A 1,452-nucleotide genomic window follows, 5' to 3' on the forward strand; every position below is an offset into this window, starting at 1 on the left:
GGGCTGCGAAGCGGCCCCGGCTTTTTCTAGCCACCGCGTCGACTGAATGGGGCGGCTTCGCCACCCAACGCAGGACAAGCCTGCTCGCCACAACAAGCCCGCTCCCACAGGAAAGCAGATTACCGCACAGGCGAATGATCCAAATTTTAGATCCCGCCCATTTGCCTGTTGCCCCTGAGAACCTCGCACGTTAACCTTTCAACTCGCAGCAAACGCTGCGATTGGACTTGGCGGTCCGACCAGATATAGGCGCAACAGCGCCCCCAACACGATTGCAGGCGCTTTTTTGTGCCCGTGATTTCGTGCAATGGCGGGTTGCGCAGGGACTTCTTCGGAAGTGCCGGGTCCTATATCCCCGGTCCGCCAACCTTGCGTAATCCGCCACCCTAATTCTGCTTGGCGGCAGAAGGTGACGGCTCATTCAGATATAGGAGCAAGATCCATGACTGCACAAGATCGGTATATGCCCATCACAGGCCCCGATTGCATTATCCCTACCCTGCTTATCGACACTCAGGCACCACTGGACGCACTGCATGATGCAGCGGTGTTTCGCATACGGGCAGTCACTCAATTTCTGGAGAACCTGGCGCTTCGCGATGGGCTTAGCAGCGACACTGTTGTGCTGCAGGACTTCGCGTTGCTGTTAAGTATTCCACTGCGTGACGGTTGCGACTTACTCGATGTGATGGGGCGAAGATTGCGAGCGTAGGGCTGTAAAGAAAAATGGGCGACCTCTTGGTCGCCCTCTAACTGCCGCGTCTGGAATGACTCAGAACGGCCCTTTCGTCATCACCCGCTCATCAATGAACCCGCGCAACATACCAATCCGCTGCGTATAAGCAGCGCTCAGGCAACTGACTTTCGCCCCGCAGGCATGCCGCTGTTTGAGCCACTCGGCCTGCCCGTCCATCAATGAGCCGCGCCCGCCCATGGCCATAAAGTGCTTGTTCAAGTCGTAGAGCAACGCCATGGTCACATCCTGGTCATTGAGGCTGACGTTTTTGCAAATCGCAATTTCGTCAGGCGCTTTGGCCTTGCCACAGTCGAAGCTGGCGGCTGAGCTCGCAGGGCTGATCAGCAGCATGGACATGCCGATGACGAAAGCGAATACGGCGGGTTTGATCACGGCGTTCAACATCGGTACTGGGCTCCAGGAAAAATAGGCAACGGGTGCTCTAGGCCCTTAACATGCCTGAAAGTTCTGACCGACGATGCCAGCCCGATAGCCGGTCCTAAATCAGTGCGCGCTTTTTGACTTGTCCAGCGCATCAATGTAAGCCGCCTTCAATGCAAGACCGACTGTGCTCAACACCTCGCCGTTGAGAGACGCACGCTCCTGGCTGATCAGACGCTGCCCTGGCTCTTTCAACTTCAGGCGTGACCAGCCGGCATATCGTGTGCCGCCGATGTCCACCGTAAGGCTCACTTCACATGCGTAGTACTCTGGTG

Annotated in this window: 2 protein-coding genes and 1 pseudogene; 1 reads left to right on the top strand and 2 read right to left on the bottom strand. The window is 56.8% G+C overall.

Annotation, left to right across the window (positions count from 1 at the left end; translation table 11 throughout):
* Positions 1 to 463 precede the first annotated feature (463 nt).
* Positions 464 to 712, top strand: coding sequence for a hypothetical protein (locus FEM54_RS32490; protein ID WP_138454274.1), 249 nt, complete (start codon positions 464 to 466; stop codon positions 710 to 712).
* A gap of 60 nt (positions 713 to 772) precedes the next feature.
* On the opposite strand, the gene FEM54_RS32495 is transcribed toward FEM54_RS32490, so the two are convergent.
* The gene (locus FEM54_RS32495; RefSeq protein WP_171045966.1) at positions 773 to 1,141 is read right to left on the bottom strand and encodes a lysozyme inhibitor LprI family protein; all 369 of its coding nucleotides are present in this window, start codon (positions 1,139 to 1,141) and stop codon (positions 773 to 775) included.
* A 99-nt stretch (positions 1,142 to 1,240) separates the two neighbouring features.
* Positions 1,241 to 1,452, bottom strand: a pseudogene (locus FEM54_RS34245) (hypothetical protein); the annotation flags it as partial.

It is taken from the genome of Pseudomonas edaphica (genome assembly GCF_005863185.1).
GTDB lineage: Bacteria > Pseudomonadota > Gammaproteobacteria > Pseudomonadales > Pseudomonadaceae > Aquipseudomonas > Aquipseudomonas edaphica.